The 18618-nt window shown below is 63.6% G+C and carries 18 protein-coding genes; 3 read left to right on the plus strand and 15 right to left on the minus strand.

The features are described from left to right. Nucleotides 1-122 precede the first annotated feature (122 nt). The 14 genes from RCO31_RS20640 to murJ all read right to left on the minus strand — a co-directional run bounded on the left by RCO31_RS20640 (nucleotide 123) and on the right by murJ (nucleotide 13557). Complete coding sequence (locus RCO31_RS20640) at nucleotides 123-833, minus strand: tRNA (guanine(46)-N(7))-methyltransferase TrmB (protein ID WP_308970349.1); 711 nt, start codon at nucleotides 831-833, stop codon at nucleotides 123-125. A gap of 69 nt (nucleotides 834-902) precedes the next feature. Continuing rightward, the gene (locus RCO31_RS20645; protein WP_308970495.1) at nucleotides 903-1319 is read right to left on the minus strand and encodes a helix-turn-helix transcriptional regulator; all 417 of its coding nucleotides are present in this window, start codon (nucleotides 1317-1319) and stop codon (nucleotides 903-905) included. A 345-nt stretch (nucleotides 1320-1664) separates the two neighbouring features. Then, the gene (gene lnt / locus RCO31_RS20650) at nucleotides 1665-3287 is read right to left on the minus strand and encodes an apolipoprotein N-acyltransferase (RefSeq protein ID WP_308970350.1); all 1623 of its coding nucleotides are present in this window, start codon (nucleotides 3285-3287) and stop codon (nucleotides 1665-1667) included. After that, nucleotides 3284-4426 carry a hemolysin family protein gene (locus RCO31_RS20655; RefSeq protein ID WP_308970351.1) on the minus strand — a complete coding sequence of 381 codons (1143 nt, stop codon included), beginning with the start codon at nucleotides 4424-4426 and terminating at the stop codon, nucleotides 3284-3286. Before RCO31_RS20655 ends, lnt begins: the two co-directional genes overlap by 4 nt. Before the next feature lie 8 nt (nucleotides 4427-4434). Further along, the gene (gene ybeY / locus RCO31_RS20660; protein ID WP_308970352.1) at nucleotides 4435-4917 is read right to left on the minus strand and encodes an rRNA maturation RNase YbeY; all 483 of its coding nucleotides are present in this window, start codon (nucleotides 4915-4917) and stop codon (nucleotides 4435-4437) included. A 14-nt stretch (nucleotides 4918-4931) separates the two neighbouring features. Beyond that, nucleotides 4932-6002 carry a PhoH family protein gene (locus tag RCO31_RS20665; protein ID WP_308970353.1) on the minus strand — a complete coding sequence of 357 codons (1071 nt, stop codon included), beginning with the start codon at nucleotides 6000-6002 and terminating at the stop codon, nucleotides 4932-4934. A gap of 5 nt (nucleotides 6003-6007) precedes the next feature. Then, a complete protein-coding gene (miaB, locus tag RCO31_RS20670; protein ID WP_308970354.1) occupies nucleotides 6008-7420 on the minus strand; it encodes a tRNA (N6-isopentenyl adenosine(37)-C2)-methylthiotransferase MiaB in 1413 nt (470 codons plus the stop codon). A gap of 119 nt (nucleotides 7421-7539) precedes the next feature. After that, on the minus strand, nucleotides 7540-8013 hold the full coding sequence (locus RCO31_RS20675; RefSeq protein ID WP_308970355.1) for a Fur family transcriptional regulator: 474 nt from the start codon (nucleotides 8011-8013) through the stop codon (nucleotides 7540-7542). Nucleotides 8014-8312: 299 nt separating this feature from the next. Further along, nucleotides 8313-8798, minus strand: a complete 486-nt coding sequence (rimI, locus tag RCO31_RS20680; protein ID WP_308970356.1) for a ribosomal protein S18-alanine N-acetyltransferase — start codon at nucleotides 8796-8798, stop codon at nucleotides 8313-8315. Next, on the minus strand, nucleotides 8795-9493 hold the full coding sequence (tsaB, locus tag RCO31_RS20685; protein ID WP_308970357.1) for a tRNA (adenosine(37)-N6)-threonylcarbamoyltransferase complex dimerization subunit type 1 TsaB: 699 nt from the start codon (nucleotides 9491-9493) through the stop codon (nucleotides 8795-8797). The genes rimI and tsaB overlap by 4 nt, the downstream gene beginning before the upstream one ends. Before the next feature lie 93 nt (nucleotides 9494-9586). After that, nucleotides 9587-10147: a NifU family protein gene (locus RCO31_RS20690; RefSeq protein WP_308970358.1), complete on the minus strand. Its 561-nt coding sequence runs from the start codon at nucleotides 10145-10147 to the stop codon at nucleotides 9587-9589. Nucleotides 10148-10291: 144 nt separating this feature from the next. Beyond that, nucleotides 10292-10786 carry a universal stress protein gene (locus tag RCO31_RS20695; RefSeq protein WP_308970359.1) on the minus strand — a complete coding sequence of 165 codons (495 nt, stop codon included), beginning with the start codon at nucleotides 10784-10786 and terminating at the stop codon, nucleotides 10292-10294. Nucleotides 10787-10922: 136 nt separating this feature from the next. Further along, entirely contained in the window at nucleotides 10923-11963 is a 1041-nt protein-coding gene (gene trpS, locus RCO31_RS20700; protein ID WP_308970360.1) for a tryptophan--tRNA ligase, read from the minus strand. A gap of 70 nt (nucleotides 11964-12033) precedes the next feature. Beyond that, complete coding sequence (gene murJ / locus RCO31_RS20705; RefSeq protein WP_308970361.1) at nucleotides 12034-13557, minus strand: murein biosynthesis integral membrane protein MurJ; 1524 nt, start codon at nucleotides 13555-13557, stop codon at nucleotides 12034-12036. A 104-nt stretch (nucleotides 13558-13661) separates the two neighbouring features. Here murJ and RCO31_RS20710 point away from each other — a divergent pair, with 104 nt between their 5' ends. The 3 genes from RCO31_RS20710 to RCO31_RS20720 all read left to right on the plus strand — a co-directional run bounded on the left by RCO31_RS20710 (nucleotide 13662) and on the right by RCO31_RS20720 (nucleotide 17016). Further along, nucleotides 13662-14663, plus strand: coding sequence for an adenosine kinase (locus RCO31_RS20710; protein ID WP_308970362.1), 1002 nt, complete (start codon nucleotides 13662-13664; stop codon nucleotides 14661-14663). Between the two features lie 379 nt (nucleotides 14664-15042). Further along, entirely contained in the window at nucleotides 15043-15363 is a 321-nt protein-coding gene (locus RCO31_RS20715) for a hypothetical protein (protein WP_308970363.1), read from the plus strand. 165 nt (nucleotides 15364-15528) lie between these two features. Beyond that, nucleotides 15529-17016 carry an NAD-dependent succinate-semialdehyde dehydrogenase gene (locus RCO31_RS20720; protein WP_308970364.1) on the plus strand — a complete coding sequence of 496 codons (1488 nt, stop codon included), beginning with the start codon at nucleotides 15529-15531 and terminating at the stop codon, nucleotides 17014-17016. A 138-nt stretch (nucleotides 17017-17154) separates the two neighbouring features. Here the strand turns inward: RCO31_RS20720 and RCO31_RS20725 are convergent, their stop codons facing one another. Further along, nucleotides 17155-18561 carry a malonyl-CoA decarboxylase gene (locus RCO31_RS20725; protein ID WP_308970365.1) on the minus strand — a complete coding sequence of 469 codons (1407 nt, stop codon included), beginning with the start codon at nucleotides 18559-18561 and terminating at the stop codon, nucleotides 17155-17157. Nucleotides 18562-18618 lie beyond the last annotated feature (57 nt).

Below are 18618 nucleotides of genomic sequence, written 5' to 3' on the forward strand. Positions count from 1 at the left end.
GAATTTCTGATCCATAAACGACACTAGAATCATAAACTTGCTAGTGTCCTGATCGAATCCGAAGTTCGCTCTGAGCTCGCTGCAAAGTATAGCGAACTTCGGATTCGGGACACTAGCGTTGCTTACCTCTCGCGTCGTCGAAAAATCAGATACGTCGCCTGCCGGCCTTCGCGCTCGGCTTTGCGGCCGTAGCGCGTCATCGTGAAGCCGGGCCAAGGCTTGCGCCAGTCGTCGGCGCGCTCGGCGGTCCAGCTGAAATCTGCTGACCGGACCACATGGGCGAGCGTCCAGGCGTTGTAGTCATCGATGTCGCTGACGAAGCGGAATTCGCCGTGGTCGGCGAGCACGCGCGCGATCGCCGCGACCGTTTCGTCCTGCACGAACCGGCGCTTCCAGTGCCGCCGCTTCGGCCACGGGTCAGGATGGATCAAGTCGATCCGCTGCAGCGAGGCCTGCGGCAACCAGGCCAGCAATTCGGCGGCGTCGCCTGCGAACAGCTTCACGTTCGGCAGTGGCTGCGTGTCGAGGCTGCTAAGGATCTTCGCCATTCCGTTGACATACGGCTCGCAGCCGATGAAGCCTGCCGCAGGGTGGCCTGCTGCTTCGGCAAGCAGATGTTCGCCGCCACCGAAGCCGATTTCCAGCCGCGCCGACGTAACGCTGGATCCGAACAGCCGCGCAATCGGTTCTGGTGCAGGCGTGCCGATGTCGACCGTGAGTTGCGGCAGCAGCGACACCATCAGGTCGGCCTGATGATGCCGAAGCTTGTGGCCCTTGCGGCGGCCGAAGAACGAGCCTTGCGCGCGAAGTTTTTGGGAATGTTCAGGGGTCATCGCGTGCATCCGCGAGCGCGAAGCCGCAAAGGATGAGATGAAGTTCAGCAGAAGCGCAGGCGCTGATCGTCAGCGTCGATCCGATTGCTCGCGCGTGGCGATCTGCTCGACCAGATCGACGATGCTGCGGCGCAGCTTCGAGTCGTTGATGCGCGTGAACGCGCGGGTCAGCGCGAGGCCTTCCGACGTTGCCAGAAAATCGGAGACGTAAGCAGGTGAGGGGGCTTCAGTCACGCCGTCGGCACTGATGGTTCCGCCTGGACCACCTTCGAACAGGAATGAAACCGGGACTTGCAGGATTTCGGAGATCTGCTGCAGACGGCTGGCGCCGACGCGATTGGTGCCTTTTTCGTACTTCTGAATCTGCTGAAATGTCAGCCCGAGGGACTCGCCGAGTTTCTCCTGGCTCATGCCGAGCATGATGCGCCGCATACGGATCCTGCTGCCGACGTACTTGTCGACGGGATTTGGCGCTTTCACCGACATCAGCTTCTCCCCGGGACCAATTAGGCTCATGACACTCGCCCGTTTAAGAAAATCTACATGCAACTATGCGGATTAGACAGGCCGGGTCAAACCCTAGTCCCGGCCCCGGTATTTATCGCATTCTACAAACTTGAGAAAAAGGGTAGCGGGTTCCGGCAGGTTCACCGCAAGGTCCGCAGCTGGACTGCCTCGTCTGTTAGCTTGACGGATATCATCTTACCTCCCATGAACGCAGTATGAATACGTTCGATTGGGCAGGCACTTAGCAGGCTGCGGCGATTGGCTCCACAGCCTGTAGTTGTGATTGCCGCGTAAAGGCCAAAAATGTGGCGCGCCGAATGCCGCTTATGGCCCGGAAAGCGTCCGTCGAGACCGGCCCGTCATCCGTCGGCGTAGCGCGACGGCGAGGGCTGCGGCGATGAACAGGCCCGCCGGAACATCGCCGGCGCGGTTGTAGACTGTGGGCGCGAGCGGTTGTGGCAGCGCGGCGTCCAGAATGCCTTCGGCCCCCAGGCCGAGTTGCGCGACAATCCGCCCCAGGGGATCGATGACCGCGGAAATACCGGTGTTCGCGGCTCGCACCACCGGCAATCCTTCCTCGATCGCGCGCAGGCGCGCCTGCTGCAGATGCTGGTAGGGACCCGGGCTGTTCCCGAACCATCCATCGTTGGTCAGATTGACGATCCAGGCCGGTCGTTCGTCGCGTGAGGTGATCTCGCCGGGAAAAATGGCCTCGTAGCAGATCAGCGGCAGCATGCGTGGCGTGCGCGGCAGATCGATCGGACGGCGCCTCGTGCCCGGAATGAAGCCGCCCTGGACTTTCGTGAGTTGCGAGAAGCCGAGCATCTCCATCGTGGATTGAAAGGGGAGGAATTCGCCGAACGGCACCAGATGCAGCTTGTCGTAGACCGACAGGATCGAGCCGTCGTGGTCGATCACGTAAATGGAGTTGTAGGCGCGGCGCACCGGTTGTCCGGGCGGTGCCGAATCCGGCGGCCGCACGCCGCCGGTGATCAGGATCGTTCCTTCGGGCAGAAGGTTGGCGATCTGCGCCATGGCGTCGGCTTCGCGCGTGAGGAAGAAGGGGAATGCGGATTCCGGCCAAATCAGCACGGTGGCGTCGCGCACGCCCTGCGATTGCGGTCCGGTCGAACGGTCGGACAGGGCGAGGTACTTACGCATGACCTCGGCCTTGGCGCCATAGTTGAACTTCGCGTCCTGCGGCAGGTTCGGCTGCATGATGCGCAGCTTCACGCCTTCGACGAGACGCGTCGGCGCGCCCGCAAGGCGAACGCCGCCGTAAGCCGCCATGATTGCGAGGACGAGCAGCGCCAGCGCCGGTGCGAGCCAGCGGTGCCGCGTCATGCTCTTCTCGTCGACCAGTACCGCCGGGCTCGCGAAGATCGCGACCGTGAGGAAGGTCAGGCCCCACAATCCAATCAGCGAAGCAGTTTGCGCGAGCGCGAGCGGGTTCGACAGGGCGTAGCCCAGCGCATTCCATGGAAAGCCCGTCAGCAGGTGCCCACGCAGCCATTCGGAAGCGGTCAGCGCAACGGCCAGCGAGAGGATCCGCGATGCGTCCTTGGTCCAGATCAGCCGCGCGAGCAGGAAGCCGAGCGCCATGAAGATCGCAAGCCCCGCCGGCAGTCCGGCGACGGCGAACGGCAGCAGCCAGCCGAACGTCCGCGCATCGACCAGCAACGCGTTGCCGATCCAGTAGAGGCCTGCGAGGAAATAGCCGAAGCCGAACCACCAGCCGCTCAGGGCGGCGGTGGGCCATCCGCCGAGCTTGCCGGCACCGGCGCCGTCGATCAGCCAGACCGCGACCGGCAGCGTCAGAAAAAGCACCGGCCACAGGCCGAACGGCGGCATGGCGAGCGCCGACGCCGCGCCCGCCGCAAACGCGATCGCAGCGCGACGCCAGCCCCATGACAGGACGACGGAATGGGCAAGCCGCGTCAGCGTCACGTATCGCTCGCGGGATCTTTGGACGATGTGCTGTCGTCGGCAGAATGCGAGCCGGAGGGTGCGCTGTCGGCGTCGGGAGTCTCGGACGCGTTCGTGCGACGTCGCGCGCTGCGCGCGCGCGCCGGCGCCGGCAGCTCCTTGCGGACGCTGATGCGCAAGCGCTTCAGGCGGCGCGGATCGGCGTCCAGGACCTCGATCTCGAACGGCCCCGGTCCGGAAATCACCTCGCCGCGCGGCGGCAGCCGACCGAGCTGCGCAACCAGATAGCCGCCAAGCGTGTCGACCGTGCTCGCGGCCTCGCCCGGATCGAACGTCGGGCCGATCAGCGCGATGACATCGTCGATCGGCGCGCGCGCGTCGGCGATGAAGGAATTGTCCGGCTGCTTGACGATCGAGGGTGGCGCGTCATCATCGTGCTCGTCGTCGATCCGGCCGACGATCTGCTCAACGAGATCTTCGATTGACACGAGACCGTCGGTGCCGCCGTATTCGTCCACCACCAGCGCAAGATGCATGCGCGTCGCCTGCATCTGCGCCAACAGATCGATCGCCGGCATCGACGGCGGAACGTACAAAAGCTTGCGGATAATGCCAGCGTGCTCGAGCGGCATCGACAGATCGATGCTGCGCAGGTCGAGATTGGCGGGAAGCGGCCGCTTGCGGCGCGTATTGGCTTCGGGATCGACCTGGGAGCGGGAGGTGATGTAGGCGAGCAGGTCGCGGATGTGCACCATGCCTTCCGGATCGTCGAGCGTCTCGCGATAGACGACCAAACGCGACAGTGCGGCGCTCTCGAACAACTTCATCAGGTCGCCGAGCGGAATGTCCTGCTTGACCGCGACAATGTCGGCCCGTTGCACCATCACGTCGGCGATCCGTCGCTCGCGCAGATCGAGGATGTTGCGCAGCATGGCGCGCTCGGCGGCGGTAAACCCGATCTGGTCGGGCGTCGATCCCTCGAGCACGGCTTCGAGATCGGTCCGAAGCGAGCCGGATCGCCAGCCAAGCAGCGTGCGGATCGCGCGCGCCAGCCAATTGTCGTGGGATCTCGACCCGTCCGTGTCGCGCGCGGACGTGCCGCGGTCATGTTCCGGCGCGGTTTCGTCGCGACTGTTGCCAGGTATCGGGTCAGGCGGCACGGAGTCGCTCACGCATAAGGGTTGGGGACGCCGAGGGTTGCGAGGATCGTCCGCTCCAGCTCCTCCATCGATTCCGCATCGGCATCGTTCTCGTGATCGTAACCGACGAGATGGAGAAATCCGTGCACGGCGAGATGGCTGAGATGGTGCGCGAACGGTTTGTTCTCGCTCTCGGCTTCGCGCCGCGTAATCTCATAGGCGATCGCGATGTCGCCGAGCATGCGTGGCTGCGCAGCGCGTGCGGGCGTTGGTACGGCCGGAAACGAAAGCACGTTGGTCGGCTTGTCGATCCCGCGCCAGTCGCGGTTGAGCGTTCTGATTCCAGAATCATCGGTCAGCACAATAGCAACTTCGGCGCCCTCCGCCGAAGCAGAAGCGTGCCGCGCGGCAGCTTCGATTGCGCGCTGCACAAGCGCTTCGGCCTCCGGTTCCGCCTCCCAGCAGGGGGCGGTGACGAGAATATCGGCCGTCAAGGGCGCGATGGAGGGCATGGCAGTGTCGCCTGTCAGGCCTTTCCGGCACTCTTGTCCGGAAACTTGCCGGGTCCGGGCGCGGCTTTCTCATAGGCGGCGACGATCCGTTGCACGAGTTCGTGGCGGATCACGTCCTCGGCGCCGAACTTCACCTGGGCGATGCCCTCGACGCCGTCAAGCAGCCGCGTTGCTTCTGCAAGGCCGGACGGCTGGCCGTTCGGCAGGTCGACCTGGCTTGGATCGCCGGTGACGATCATGCGGCTGTTCTCGCCGAGCCGTGTCAGGAACATCTTCATCTGCATCGACGTCGTGTTCTGCGCCTCGTCGAGGATGATGACGGCATTGGTGAGCGTTCTGCCGCGCATGAATGCGAGCGGTGCGATCTCGATCTCGCCAGTCTGCAACGCGCGCTCGACCACGCGCGCATCCATCAGGTCGTAGAGCGCGTCGTAGATCGGCCGCAGATAAGGATCGACCTTCTCGCGCATATCGCCGGGCAAAAAGCCGAGCCGCTCGCCGGCCTCGACCGCCGGGCGCGACAGGATGATCTTGTCGACCTCCTTGCGCTCGAACAGCTGCGCGGCATGCGCGACCGCAAGCCAGGTCTTGCCGGTACCGGCGGGCCCGGTGCCGAACACCAGCGAGTGCCGTTTCAGCGCGCGGATATAGGCGTCCTGTGCCGCGGTGCGCGCCCGCACGGGACGCTTGCGCAGATTGATCTCCTCGAACGCGGAGCGCGCCGCCTTCGGATCGAAATCGAACAGCGAACCTTGCGCGATCACGGCGCGTATCGCGCCGTCGACGTCGCCCTGGGTCAGTTCGTGCCCACGCAGGACCTGATCGTAGAGTTCCTCGAGCACCCGCCGCGCCGCCTCGCAGCCGTCGCGTGAGCCTGCGATCGTGACGTGATTGCCGCGCTGGTCGGCAACGACGTTCAGCCGTCGCTCGATCAGCGCGAGGTTCTGTCCGTACTGGCCGACGAGCGACGACGCCGCGCGATTGTCGTCGAAGGCGAGTTCGATATGGGAATCGGGCGTCTTCAGGTCTCGGTCGAGTTTGCGGCCGGGCGCGAGCGATGGTGAATCCGATGCGCTTTTTGGCAAGGGTTTCAGGCTCCAGTCGTTGTAGTCAACGAGGCGTGGTTATGACGCGACGAGCCTGTCCGTGCAGGCTCCGCCGACAGATCTCCGAAAAAGCTGTAGCGCTCCAAGCCGGTCAGCGTCACTGGCAGCACGCGGCCTATGATGTCGGAAGAAGCCATGACGTGCACGGGCTGCAGATAAGCCGAGCGGCCGACGATCTGTCCTGCGCGGCGGCCCGTCTGTTCAAACAGCACATCGAATGTCTTGCCGATGCAGCCGACATTGAACGCCGCCTGGCGGCTGTCGATGAGCTCCTGCAACTGGGCGAGACGCTGATCCATCGTCGCCGCGTCGACCATCCCCTGCATGTCCGCCGCGGGCGTACCGGGCCGCGGCGAATATTTGAACGAGTAGGCCGAAGCGTAACCGATTTCCGCGACCAGCGCGAGCGTCGCCGCAAAGTCATCGTCGGTTTCTGAGGGGAAACCGACGATGAAATCCGACGAAAACGCCATATCGCTGCGCGCGGCGCGAAATTTTTCGATGATGCGATGGTACTCGGCGATGGTGTGCTTGCGGTTCATGGCGGCAAGAATGTGATCCGAGCCCGACTGCACGGGCAGGTGCAGGTAAGGCATCAGCGCCGGCAGGTCGCGGTGGGCTGCGATCAGGCTGTCGTCGACATCGCAAGGATGGCTCGTCGAATAGCGAAGCCGGGCGATTCCCTCGATTCCCGCAAGATGGTGCAGCAGCTTGCCGAGCGGCCACGGCTTGCCGTCCGGTCCGGTGCCGTGAAAGGCGTTGACGTTCTGGCCGATCAGCGTGATTTCGCGCACGCCATTGTCGGCGAGCCGTCGCACGTCGTCGGCGATCTTCACGACGGAGCGCGAAACTTCCGCGCCGCGCGTGTAGGGCACGACGCAAAACGTGCAGAATTTGTCGCAACCTTCCTGCACGGTGACGAAGGAGGTGACGCCGCGCGCACGAATGGCTGCCGGCTGCGGCGGCGCGAGCGACGAAAACTTGTCCACGACCGGAAACTCGGTCTCGATTGCGCGGCCGTCACGACGGGCGCGCCGCAGCAGCTCGGGAAGATGATGGTAGCTCTGCGGCCCGACCACGACGTCGACGACCGGCGCGCGGCGGACGATCTCGGCGCCTTCGGCCTGTGCGACACATCCGGCGACGACGATCTTCATGTCGCGACCGGCGCGCGCCGCGTCATCTTTCGCCTCGCGAAGCCGGCCGAGCTCGGAATAGACCTTCTCGGAGGCTTTCTCACGGATGTGGCAGGTATTCAAGATCACGAGGTCGGCGTCGGCAGCATTCGCCGTCTCGACGAAATTCTCGTGCGTCAGGGTGTCCACCATGCGCTGTGCATCGTAGACATTCATCTGACAGCCGTATGACTTGATATGCAGCTTACGCGGCGCGTTCATTGCCCGCTCAGATATAGACAAACCCGGCTCAAATCCAGCGCTCGGGCGGGCGAACCGTTCAAATTGGAACCAGTCGGCGGCCCCGGCGGGTCCGATCCGGGCGGCCGGGGCCCGAGATTTCAGGTCTTGTCGTCGTCGAGCGGCACGCAATAGAGCTCGAGCCGATGATCGACCAGCTTGTAGCCGAGCTTGCGGGCGACTTCCGCCTGCAGCTTTTCGATCTCGTCGGAGGTGAACTCGATCACCTTGCCGTCGCGCAGGTTGATCAGGTGATCGTGGTGCGTCTCGCGCATCTGTTCGTAGCGTGCACGCCCCTCGCGAAAGTCGTGACGTTCGATGATGCCGGCGTCTTCGAACAGCTTGACCGTGCGGTAGACCGTCGAGATGGAGATCTTGTCGTCGATGGCGACACAGCGGCGATAAAGTTCTTCGACGTCGGGATGATCGGTTGCCGCAGCGAGAACGCGCGCGATGACGCGCCGCTGTTCGGTCATGCGCATGCCCGTCGCGGCGCACCGCGCCTCGATGTCTCCACCTTTCGTCTCCCCGTCCTTGCTGGGGGCCGATGAGGGGATGGGTTTTACGGCAGTCATCGATCGCTCTCTTGAGAATTGATCGTGATGTTCGCTTCTCTTAAGTCCAAATCTAACATTCGCCCCCATTTTCGAAAGCCTTGCGAATGCCAAATCCGCTTTGCGAGGGCGGCGAACTGGAACGTCCTGTCAGTTTCGCGGCGAGCTTATCGCAAGGAAGTGCAAGTTCAAAACCGCACGGGAAACATAAAGTTGCTAGTGCTCCTAGTGTTTTCGAAGTCCGGATGCAAGGGCGCAGCAACGCGATGCAAACTTCGAAAACCGAACGCTGGTTCGTCTTTTCTGACACCGCTTGCGCGTCAGAACAAGTCTCGCTGCATGATCAACGCATTCAATTTCGCGCCGCTTTTGTCGCTATAGTACTGTTCCCGCCGCCCGACCGTGGTGAAGCCCGCGTGCTGATAGAGACGGACCGCCGGCTGGTTGTTCTCTTCGACTTCCAGGAATACGTGGCGGATGCCGCGACCTGCAAGATGTCCCAGATGACTGGCGAGCAGGTCGCGGGAGTAGCCGCGCCCACGCTGCGCTGAGGCGATTGCTACCGACAGGATCTCCGCTTCATCCACCGCAAGGCGCGAAATGATGAAGCCGATCGGCTTGCGGCCATGCATCAGCCGCTGGGCGAATGTATTGCGTTCGGCGAGCATTGTTTCGAACTCGCCCTGGCCCCAGCCGCGATGGAACGACGCGCGGTGCAACTGTGACAGCCTGGCTGCGTCCCGCATGGTCGCAGGCTCGATACTGGTCGAGGGCGGCGCAAACAACCGCGAAAGCCAGCCGATCATGAAGAGGCCGACAGTGCCGCCCGATCCTGCACGGCGATCGCCTGCGGCTTCGCATCCACCGCGCGCAGATAGAGCGGCCGCGGCTTCGAGGTTGCCGGATTGGCGGCGACGCCGACCCACGCCACCCAGACGATCTCGGGCGCCACGCTCTGCTCAACGCTTGCGGGTGGCGTCACATGGCCCGGCCAGCGCTCGGCAACCAGTTGTGCGGCATTGCCGACCAGACGCAGCGGGCCGAACCTTGTCTGGTCGAAAACGTCGGCGATCGGCGCGATGCATGGCCGGACCAGGGCGGTGCCGTCGCCGTCGACCACCTGCATGTAGACGTGATCGTGCCGCGCGTCGATCAGCGAGACGATCGGACCGCCGGCTTCGGCAAGATGTGGCGCGGCAAAGGCTGAGAGCGTGGTGACGCCGACCACCGGCTTGTCGGCAGCGAGACCAAGTCCTCGCGCGGCCGAGATGCCGACGCGCAGGCCGGTGAAACTTCCCGGGCCGACCGTCACTGCGATGCGGTCAAGCGCCGTAAAAGGAAGTGCGGCCGCTTTCATCACGCGGTCGACCATCGGCATCAAAGCTTCCGCGTGGCCGCGCGCCATCGCCTGCGATTCATGCGCGCGAAGTGAATTCGCCTCCGAATCGAGAACGGCCACGGCGCAAGCTTCGAGCGCAGTATCGATGGCGAGGATCAGCATCTGGTGATCATAGCATCGCGGCGATGATTTCCCGCGCCAATATCCGACGCGCGGGAAAAATCCACAATGCGCTCGCCCGGATTGCTGGCCGGATCAGACCGACGTCTGCTGCACTTCAACGACGTCCGGCACGAAGTGCCGAAGAAGGTTCTGGATGCCATGCTTGAGCGTTGCGGTCGAGGACGGGCAGCCGGCGCATGCGCCCTTCATATCGAGATAGACGATACCTTCCTTGTAGCCGCGGAAGGTGATGTCGCCGCCGTCATTGGCCACCGCCGGGCGGACCCGGGTCTCGATCAATTCCTTGATGGTCGCGACCGTTTCGGCGTCGGCCTCGCTGAAGAACTCCTCGGCGTTCTCGGTCGGCCCGGCACCCGCCACGAGCGGCGCGCCGGACATGTAATGCTCCATGATCGCGCCGAGGATCGCCGGTTTCAGGTGCTGCCAGTCGCCGTCCGACTTGGTTACGGTGACGAAATCCGAGCCGTAAAAGACGCCGGACACGCCCTCAATGCTGAACAGCTTTTCGGCGAGGGGGGAATGCACGGCGGCTTCGCGGTCGCGAAACTCCATCGTGCCTTCGCCAAGCACGGTCCGGCCGGGCAGGAACTTCAAGGTCGCCGGGTTCGGCGTGGCTTCTGTCTGGATAAACATGATCGTCTCCGGCGCATCGCCGGTTCAAGGCCGGCGCGGTCAGGTGAATACTAGTAACCTCTACCAGATTGCCCCCATCAGATAACCCCCGAAACGGGGCCTTCAAGGCCGCTTTGGGCGCACCTGTCCGGCCGTATTCCCCCGCTAGGACAGGCCATCCAGGTCCTCGTCGCTCAGGGTACCCGGCACGACGACGATCGGGATCGGAAAGGCGCCGGCGGTCTTGGCGGTCGAGGTCACGATCGGACCAGGGCCTTCGGCACCCGCGCTGGCGGCGAGCACCATCATCGAAATGTCGACGTCGGTCTCGATCACGTCCAGGATCTGCTGGGCTGGATTGCCTTCCCGAATGACGCGCTCCGGTGTGATGCCGGCAAGTCCATTGGCGCGGCCCGACGCGCGATCGAGCGCCGCGTTGGCTTCATCGTGCGCTTCGGCCCGCATGATATCGGCGACGCCGCGCCATTCCTGGTTGCGCTGATCCGCCTCGATCACCCGCAGCATGACGACCCCGCCGCCCGAGCGCTTTGCCCAGCGCGCCGCATAATAAACCGCGCGATCGCATTCAGGTGTGTCGTCGATGACGACAAGGCATTTCGGTTTGTGGCCGGATTCGTAGCTCCGACGTTTCGTGCTCATATGTGCCCCGGTTTTGCTCGCGACCGTGCCGGTCGCGCCATCCATGCTCATGCTGCCACGGCAGCGGACGCGCCGACAAGCGCGATAAATTTAATGAAATGCGGTCTCGCCGATTGTGGCGATGCGATGGAGCCGATCAGCGCTTGTGGATGAAGCCGATGATGTCCTTCGTCTTGCTCATGGTTTCCGCCGCGATCACGCGTGCGCGGTTGGCTCCGTCGATCAGGACCGAATCCACGTGGCCGGGATCCGCCATCAACCGCTTCATTTCGCTGGTGATCGGTGACAGTCGCGAGACGCAGACGTCAACCAGTGCATTCTTGAAGCTGGAGAACTGAGCGCCGCCGAATTCCTTCAGGACGTCCGCCTTGGTCCTGCCTGCGAGCGCCGCATAGATGCCGACCAGATTGTCAGCCTCGGGCCGCGTCTCAAGGCCCTTCTCCTCGCTCGGCAAGGGCTCTGGATCGGTTTTCGCCTTGCGAATCTTCTGTGCGATCGTGTCGGCATCGTCGCTCAAATTGATGCGCGAATAGTCGGAAGCGTCCGACTTCGACATCTTCTTGGTTCCATCGCGCAGCGACATGACCCGCGTCGCCGGCCCCGTGATCAGCGGCTCCGGTTGCGGAAAGTACAGGCCGTCGTTGAAGCCGTTATTGCGGATCTGTTCGCCGAAGTCGTTGTTGAACTTCTGCGCGATATCGCGCGCGAGTTCGAGGTGCTGTTTCTGGTCCTCGCCGACCGGTACATGGGTCGCGCGATAGACGAGAATGTCGGCGGCCATCAGGTTTGGATAAGCGTACAGTCCGACCGAGGCGTTCTCCCGGTCCTTTCCGGCCTTCTCCTTGAACTGGGTCATGCGGTTCAGCCAGCCGAGGCGGGCGACGCAGTTGAACACCCAGGCGAGCTCGGCATGCTCGGCCACCTGGCTCTGGTTAAAGACGATGTGCTTGTTTGGATCGATGCCGCTGGCGAGGAATGCCGACGTTACCTCGCGGATGCTGCGCGTCAGCTCCGCAGGCTCCTGCCACACGGTGATCGCGTGCATATCGACGACGCAATAGATGCAGCTGTGGCTCTCCTGGAGCTTCACGAAGTTGACGATGGCGCCGAGGTAATTGCCGAGGTGCAAATTCCCGGTCGGCTGCACGCCTGAAAAAACCCGTTGGATCAACGCCATCTTGCTGTTCCTGAGACTTGCCGGTCGCGGCGGCGTCTTTGCCACGGCGCGGAAGCGCGCGCAAGTTTCGTTACAACGCCTGCCGGATCGCGCGAAATCTGACCACGCCGGACAGGCGCAGGCACGTGGCATAAACGAAGACGCCAAGCGCAATCAGCGTCATGAGTGCCGCGGTCCGCGTCAAGAAACTGCCGGCTTCGGCGATGGGAGCGAGCCGCACCGTGGCAGCAATCGCAGCGCCCATGATCGCGCTTGCGAGCACGATGAGGGCGAGGTTGCGCCAGCCGGCGGCATTCATGACCGCGTCGCGCGTCGCGCGAAGGACCACGCTGAGCCAGATCGCGGTCACCCATGCGCCGAGCGATATCGCCGCGGCCACACCGGCATGTCCGTAGCGCGGTTGCGCGAGGACTGCGGCGCCGACCGTTGCAGCAAGTCCGAAAAGCGTTGCAAGGACCGGATGCCTCATCTGCTCGCGTGCGAAGAAGACCGCCCCTAGCGGCTTTGTCAGCGCCAGCGCGGGAAGCGACGCGGCAAGGAGCGTCAGGGCCAGCGCCGTGGCCTGCCGGTCGTTCGCGGTGAACGCACCGTGCTGGAACAGCAGTGCGACAATGGGGTCTGCGAGCATCGCAAGGCCCACTGCGGCCGGCAGTGCAAGGCCGAAGGTGAGCTGCACGGCCAGCGAAGACTCGGCCGCCACGCTGGTGGCATCTTCATTCATCGCCCCGCTTAGTCTCGGAATCAGCACGGTGCCGGTTGCCGTACCGACGAGACCGAGGGGCAATTCGACAAGCCGGCTCGCGAAATAGATCCACGCAACGGCGGCGGGTGTCGCCGAAGCGACGACGACACCTGCGACCAAAAGCAACTGCGGCCCGCTTTGGGCGATCATGCCCGGCAATGCGCGGCAGAGCAGGGTGCGGATTTCAGGATCGAACGCGATGCGCACTGGCCTGGCGTGCCGCGTGCCGGACAGCCCAAGAAATACGAGTTGAAGACATCCGGCGATGCCGACCATGGCCGCGAGCATCAATGCGGCCCGCTCGGTATTCGACCTATTGACGACAAGCATCGCCACGACGGCTGCGATCATGGCGAGGTTGAAGAGTACCGGCGAGAATGCGGTGAGCGCGACGCGGCCCTCTGCGTTCAGGGCCGCCGCGACCACGGCAACCGGCCCAACGAACGCGAGGTAGGGCAGCATCAGCCGCGCCGTATCGACAGCGAGCTGGAACGCCGGCTGGCTCAGCAAGCCCGGCGCAAGCGCAGCGATGGCATACGGTGCTGCAAGCCCAATAAGCGCGGCGGCGACCACAAGAGTGACGCCGATCATGCCGAGCGCGCGTCCTGCGAACGAGGCTGCAGCCGATTCGCCCTGCTCGTTGCGAATGCGCAAGTACGCAGGCACCAGCGCGGCATTGAGCGCGCCTTCGCTTAGGAACCTCCGCGCGACGTTGATGAACTGGAATGCGAACAGAAATGCGTCAGCCGCGTGACCAGCACCGAACAGCGCCGCGATCAGCGCATCGCGGACGAAACCTGAAAGGCGAGAGCCGAGCGTGCCGGCGGAGACGAGCGCGAGGGGCCGGATCATGTGTCGCTTATAGGGGCCGAATCGGGGCCTGTCGCTTGCTGTCCTGTATTGGGGCATGATAGGCGGACTCCGCCGCTTTTCCTCTCCCCAACCAGGATGTCTTGATGACTTCAGCGACCTACGACGTTCTCGCCATCGGCAACGCCATTGTCGATATTCTGGCGCACACAAACGACGAGTTCCTCGGTGCGCAAGGCATGAGCAAGGGCAGCATGTCGCTGATCGACGAGGCACGGGCTGCGGCCATCTATGGGGCGATGGGACCGGCGATCGAGATTTCCGGCGGATCGGCTGCCAATACTATCGTCGGCGCGGCGGATTTCGGCGCGCGCGCGGCGTTCGTCGGTAAAGTGAAGAACGACCAGTTGGGTGCTGTCTTCAGCCATGACATCCGCGCGGCAAAGGTGGCGTTCGAGACCCGCGCGGCCTCGGATGGCCCGGCAACAGCCTGCTGCTACATTCTGGTGACGCCGGATGGCGAGCGCACCATGAACACCTATCTCGGCGCGGCGCAGAATCTTCATCCGGATGATATCGATCCGGCGCAGATTGCCGCCTCCTCGGTGACCTATCTGGAAGGCTATCTGTGGGATCCGAAGGATGCGAAGGACGCCTTCGTGAAGGCGGCGTCGGCGGCGCATGCGGCGGGACGCAGCGTCGCGCTGACGCTGTCGGACGCATTCTGCGTCGACCGCTATCGCGGCGAGTTTCTCGACCTGATGCGCAAGCGCACCGTCGACATCGTCTTCGCCAACGAGGCGGAACTGACGTCGCTCTACGAGACAAAGGATTTCGACGGCGCGCTCGCTCAGTTCCGCAAGGACGTGGTGACCGGCGTCGTCACGCGCAGCGAAAAAGGCTGCGTCGTCGTGTCGAAGGACGAGGTGGGCGCGGTGCCCTCGTTTCCGGTGGAAAAGGTCGTCGACACCACCGGCGCGGGTGATTTGTTCGCGTCGGGATTTCTATTCGGCGTGGTTCGCGGATTCCCCATGAAAAAGTCGGCCCAACTCGGGGCGCTGGCGGCGGCGGAGGTGATTCAGCACCTTGGAGCCCGGCCGCAGACGTCGCTTCGGACCTTGGCTCAGGCGAAGGGGTTGCTGGACTAGTGTCGTGGATCAGAAATTCGCGCCATCGTTGCCGCGAGTCCATCGTGCGAATTTCTGATCCATAAACGACACTAGAATCATAAACTTGCTAGTGTCCTGATCGAATCCGAAGTTCGCTCTGAGCTCGCTGCAAAGTAGGGCGAACTTCGGATTCGGGACACTAGTGTCCCGCGTCTGACGTTCGCGTCATTTCGCGGCGAGGTCGTCTGCGAACGTCAAACGAGCCCTATCATTTGATTCAACTTCGAGTACGGCGCGGAATCGTGCGTTAAGTCGAAACTCGAATGGCCCGAGTGTTAAGGGAAGGGAATCGCCTCGATCGCGTTCAAGTCCCGTAGTGGCCTCGGCTGACACCGCAGTTCGGGATCGAGAGGGCAGGATGATCGGGCGCTGGACGCAGTGGAAACATTTTCCAAAACCGGAGCGCGGTGAGCATATCGAGGCGCCGATCGGCCCCGGCATCTACGAGGTTCGCGAGGCCTCCACCGGCGGCGTGTTCGCATTCGGCGCCGCCGACAGCGTCGCACAGGCGCTGGTGACGCGGACGGTCCGGCCGCGCTGGCGGCTCAGGTTCGGCGAGAAGGCTAATCTCGCCAATCTCGAATATCGGACCTGCGCCACTTCGACCAAGGCCGAAGCCAGGACAATTGCGGAAGGCATGATCGGTCGGCGTGAAACCTTCCTGCGCAGCTCCCCCTGAAATCTCGCAAATCGTGATCGTGATACTGTGATCGGTCGGCGCTGCTCCTGCTGCGTGCCTGCCGCATTGATGTTTGATCCTAACGGCGTAAGGTGCCGCCGACCGGTGAGCCGCCGCCGCTGTCACGGTGCCGCCGGAACAGCCCGTTCTTCGAGGAGTACATCCATGACACCGACCGCATCCGCCCGTGCTGAAACCGTTTCATTCGCCGATCGGCTGAAGGATCCCTCGCTTCTGCGCGATCGCTGCTTCATCGATGGCGCCTGGACAGGTGCGCCGGCGACCCCGGTGACCAATCCGGTCAACGGGCTCGAGCTCGCGAAGGTGCCGCGCATGTCGACCGACGAGGCGACGGCGGCGGTCGAGGCCGCGGAGCGTGCGTTTCCCGCCTGGGCGAAGCTTACGGCGAAGGAGCGCTCCAACATTCTGCGGCGCTGGTTCGAATTGATCGTCGCCAACCGCGACGATATCGCGCTGATCCTGACCTCGGAGCAAGGCAAGCCGCTGGCGGAAGCGCGCGGAGAGGTCGATATCGGCGCGGCCTATGTCGAATTCTATGCGGAGGAAGCGCGCCGAGTGTATGGCGAGACCATTCCGACCCAGCGCAGCGACGCGCGCATCCTGGCGATTCGGCAGCCGATCGGCGTCTGCGGTGCGATCACGCCGTGGAATTTCCCGTGCTCGATGATCACCCGGAAAGTATCACCCGCCTTGGCCGCCGGCTGCACGGTGGTGCTGAAGCCGGCCAATGAAACCCCGCTCACCGCGTTGGCGCTCGCGGCGCTTGCTGAGCGCGCGGGCCTTCCCAAAGGTGTGTTCAACGTGCTGACGGGCAACTCGTCGGCGATCGGTAAAGTGCTGTGCGCTCATCCCGCCGTGCGTTTTGTCGGCTTCACCGGCTCCACCGAAGTCGGCAAGATCCTCTACGAGCAGGCGGCCGTCGGCGTGAAGAAGCTTGGCCTCGAACTCGGCGGCAACGCACCGTTCATCGTGTTCGACGATGCCGATCTCGACGCGGCCGTCGATGGCGCGATCGTCTCGAAGTACCGCAACATGGGCCAGACTTGCGTCTGCGCCAACCGCATCTACGCGCAGGACAAGATCTACGACGCTTTCGTCGAGAAGCTCTCGAAAAAGGTCGCCGCGATGAAGATCGGCAACGGCACCGAAGACGGCGTGGTGCAGGGCCCGCTGATCAATATGGAAGCCGTCGACAAGGTCGAGAAGCACATTGCGGACGCGGTCAAGCGCGGCGCCAAGGTCGTCACCGGCGGCAAGCGCCACGCGCTCGGTGGCACCTTCTTCGAGCCGACAGTGCTGTCGAACGTCGCGCCGGATGCGCTGGTTGCCGGCGAGGAGACTTTCGGTCCGCTCGCGCCGGTGTTCCGCTTCAAAGACGAGCAGGACGTGATTTCGCTTGCGAACAATTCGCCATTCGGCCTCGCATCCTATTTCTATGCGCGTGACCTCGGCCGCGTCTGGCGCGTCGCTGAAGCGCTGGAGTCGGGCATGGTCGGCGTCAATACCGGCCTGATCACCACCGAAGTTGCTCCGTTCGGCGGCGTGAAAGAGTCGGGCCTCGGCCGCGAAGGCTCGCGCCACGGCATGGAGGAGTATGTCGAGATCAAGTACGTGATGATGGCGGGGATTTAGTTGCGACGTCATTGCGAGGCATAACCGTTCGAAGCGCGGCGTCGCTTCGCTCGCCTATAGCCGTTCGGAAGAACGGCGTCGCTTCGCTCGCCTATGGGAGGGGCGACGAAGCAATCCCGCGCAGCGTTTGCCGCAACCTCAGACTGGATTGCTTCGCTTCGCTCGCAATGACGACAACGCCCGCTCCAGCTTGCGGATGGCGGGCGCGGCCGCCACCGTTCCGGTCTCGGCGAACGCCTCGTGATTGCTCTCGATTTCACCGAGTGCGTAGAGGTAGTTCACCATCAGGCCGTGCGACTGCTGCAAGCCTTTCTCCGACAGATCGCCCGGGAAGTTCAGCTGCTCCAGCCGTGCACCGTTGCCGAGATGAAACCGGGCGACCGGATCGATCTGGCGTCCGCGGGAGTCCCGCGCGACAAGGAAGTAATGCGCGGCCGCATGCAGCATGACCGGGCGTAGCCGGTCGATCGACGCCTGGTCCTGCCACCAGCCGTCCTGATCCAGAAGCGTCAAAACCTCCTTTTGCGCGGCATCGAACGGGCCGTCGTCGCTTTCGCGCTGACGCGCGAGCCAGGCAGCGAATGCCGGTACCGGTGACAGCGTGACAAATGTCTGCAGGTTCGGCAGATCCTGCTTCAGCTCCTCGACCACCTGCTTGATAAGGAAACTGCCGAAGGAGATTCCGGCGAGGCCCTTTTGCGTGTTCGAAATCGAGTAGAACACCGCGGTGGTGGCGTCCTGCGCACGGATGACGGGTCGGTTGAGATCAAGCAGCGGCGCAATCGCGTCAGGGATGATCCTGGTCAGCGCCACTTCGACGAAGATCAACGGCTCATCGACGAGCTGCGGATGAAAGAACGCGTAGCAGCGCCGGTCCGGCGGCGCCAGGCGGTTGCGCAGATCGTCCCAGTTCTCGATCGCGTGCACAGCCTCATAGCGGATGATCTTCTCCAGGATATGGGCGGGTGTCGTCCAGTCGATCCGTCGCAGCACGAGAAATCCTCGATTGAACCAGGACGCAAACAGGTGCACGAAATCGTGGTCGACGGCGCGTAGATCTCCGTCGCTTGCGAGGTTGACGAGCAATGCCTCGCGCATCTGCACCAGCGCAGCCGTGCCGCCTGGCGCAAGGTTGAGGCGGCGAATCAGCTCCTGTCGCCTCGGCTCGGCCGCCCGATGCAGTTCGGCGACAGAGCTCGCGGCAGATCCGCCGTTGCGGTACGCTTCGATGGCCGCGTCCACCCGCGCGGAGTCAGGTCCGAATCGATCGGCAAGCGACCTTAGAAACAGCGCGCGATCGTCAGGCGATGCGGCCGCATATCCGGCAAGCAGCGATTGGGCGAGCGCGACACCGGTTGCTTCCCCACGCCGCGAGAGCAGCGTTTCGCCGAGCTGCACCAGTTCCGGGTGCGACAGGCTCGTCCCGCCGTTGCCGGAAAATTTGCCGCGCAGCAGCGCGCGTCCACGTTCGGTGAGTGTCGAAAGAAGGTCGGTTAGGAACGCCGGGGCGAGATCCAGACGTCGCGCGGGTTCTTGTCGGCCCATTTCCGCTCCTTTGCCGATAGCCACACGTCATGTGGGCGAGACGCTGGATTGTATCAA

It is taken from the genome of Bradyrhizobium sp. LHD-71, from assembly GCF_031157255.1.
GTDB lineage: Bacteria > Pseudomonadota > Alphaproteobacteria > Rhizobiales > Xanthobacteraceae > P52-10.